Raw genomic sequence first — 2,502 nt, forward strand, 5'->3', positions numbered from 1 at the left:
ACGGCTCCTCATCGCCTTCGCCAGATCATCCTATCCCCGTCGCAGAGCAATTGGTCGTGTGAGAAATACGGGCTAGCGCCTGCAGCTTCCCGTATGGGAGGCGCAGTTTTGGTGTCAGCAATGGTGTCCGCTCTTTGATTTGGTTGAAGGCATCCCAAGTGAGACGACGGCCTGCCCAGCTGCGGCTGCACAACATCTTGCGCCAGTAACGCTCGACGACCCGATAGACTTTTACGAGGCTCCGGAGATTTCCAGCGACGCCGTAATAAGCATAGTGGCCGCGTAGGACGGCGTTGATTTCGCTGACCTGTTCACTGATCGTTTGATGTCGTATTCGCTGCATTAGCTCTTGCAGAGACGTAAGGCTGCGCCGTAGCCGAGATTTCTCGGTGCGCATCCCAACCTTGAAGTTACCTTTTCGGTTTCGCGTGCAATAGAGCGTCAGACCCAGGAAGTAGATAGTTTCCGGGCGGTTCCTGCCGCGTTTGCCAGCGTGTCTTTGCACGAACCGACCAAACTCGACCAACTTGGTCTTGGTCGGCTCCAGAGTGAGGCCGAACTTCCCCAACCGTAGACGCAAGGCATCCTGTACGCGGATGGCGTCCGATCGATATTGGAAACAGATCACAAAGTCATCGATGTAGCGTACCAGTCGGGCTTCGCCCCGCAACCGGCCCCTCACCACGCGTTCAAACCAGAGGTCGAGAACGTAATGAAGGTACACGTTGCTCAGCAGCACGCTAATCGATCCACCTTGCGGGGTTCCCTGCTCGCTCGGATGAACCGCTCCATCTTCCAAGACGCCCGCTTTCAACCAACGCCGGATCAAGCTGATCAGGCGCGGATCGCCTACTCGATGTTCGACAAACCGGAGGACCCAATCATGATTGAGACTCCCGAAGAAGTTCTTCAAATCCGCCTCCAGCACCCAGCCGATCATGCCGCCGGCGATGACCTCATTGAGGGTCGCCAAGGCGTGATGGGCGCTGAGCTCCGGCCTGCCGCCGAACGAGCAGGGTAAGAAGTCCTGCTCGTAGATGGCGGACAGCACCTCAGCCGTGGTGCGTTGGAGCGCCCGGTCGGCGACAGTTGGAACCCCGAGGGGGCGCTTCTCCGTCTTGCCAGGCTTGGGGATATAGACCCGCCGAATGTTAGGCGCGCGAAATCCCTGGCGGTGGATGGATTGGAGCACCGGCTCTATCCAGCCCTCGAAGCTCTCCTTCGCCGCCTCCACCGTCTGACCGTCCACCCCGGCGGCGGATCGCTTCGGAATCTTTGATAGATTCTCCAGCACCCGGTCGCGCGTGATATGATGGGCCAGCGAGGTGAAGCGGAGATTTGGCTCCCTTCGAGCTTTCACTGCTATCTGTTCAAGTTTCGTTTCCATGGTCAGCTGATCTTCTCTTTGAATAGAAGGCCGTAACTCCCGTTGCATGGAGCCCATGTCGCCCAAGAACAATTCAACTACCGCTGACCGCTTCCCCGTGTGGCCGGCTCTCCCGTCCTCGGAGTACTATCAGTCAGTATGACTTCCACCCGGTCATCAGACCCTTCTCACCTCTTCGGCTTGGCAGGTCCTACAAGCGTGCGCTTGAACCGGATGGATCTCCCTTGTTCACGTCAACGCCTTTGGTTGCATGCTGGCGGTACGAACCCCGGGAGCACCTTAGACTGCTCGCGTTCGCGCGGTCTTTGGTTCCGCCTTCCCCGTTACGGGAGAGGGTCAGCTACTCCGATCACGATCGATTTCGGGGCTATTTTCCCGTTCACTTCATTCCGGCCTACAACCTCCCTGTCTACGCTTCGCAGCGGCCGTTACCGGACGCCACGCAAGACTTGGTTCGCGGCTGCTCGCTAGGCTTTGCCGCGGCCGTCATCGCAGACGGCAGACTTCAACGCGCTTGCAAGGCGCAACCCGCACAGATCCGGACGGGCCCAATTAAGGCATCCGGCTCCTACCTTGGGTGTGTGACGGCGAAGCGCTGTTGGGGCCAGGGATGCAGGATACGAGGTTGAGGAAACCAGTCATCTGCCAACTTCGTCATACGATCCCAAGCGAAGCCGTCTCGTTGGCTACGCCGCCGAAGCGTTCGTCGCCAGAGGTCGGTCACATAATAGCGGAAGGCTGAAAGCGCCCGTCCGTTTGCAGGAACCGCATAGTAGGCGAAGTGGCCGGTGATGACCTGTCTCAGCCATTTACCCTGGACGGGGATCGGTTGGTGCATTCGACGCCGCAGCTCTCCCTTGATGTCCTGAAGCTTCGTCCGCAGACGGTCGCGACGGGTCTTCCTTTGGAGCAGGAAGCTCCCCCGACGTGACTTACCGCAGATGTGGGTGAAGCCCAGAAACACGAACGTCTCCGGTTTGCCGAGCCCGCGTGCCTTGCGATTGGCCGCCGCATAGCGACCGAACTCAATCAGGCGGGTGGGCGGCGGCGATCAAGGTGAGACTTCGCATTGCGTCGTCAGAAATGCTCCTGAATCCTGAGCTGTTGCCTCGCGT

1 protein-coding gene is annotated in these 2,502 nt (G+C 59.0%); it reads right to left on the reverse strand.

Annotation, left to right across the window (positions count from 1 at the left end):
* Positions 1-25 precede the first annotated feature (25 nt).
* Positions 26-1,387 carry a group II intron reverse transcriptase/maturase gene (gene ltrA, locus AC5ZG5_RS45995; protein ID WP_456647221.1) on the reverse strand — a complete coding sequence of 454 codons (1,362 nt, stop codon included), beginning with the start codon at positions 1,385-1,387 and terminating at the stop codon, positions 26-28.
* Positions 1,388-2,502 lie beyond the last annotated feature (1,115 nt).

Source organism: Bradyrhizobium sp. Ses1 (assembly GCF_059512365.1).

Bases quoted from the DNA above. Each gene is read 5' to 3' on its own strand.
- ltrA (WP_456647221.1), bottom strand. From the start codon at position 1,387: ATGGAAACGAAACTTGAACAGATAGCAGTGAAAGCTCGAAGGGAGCCA.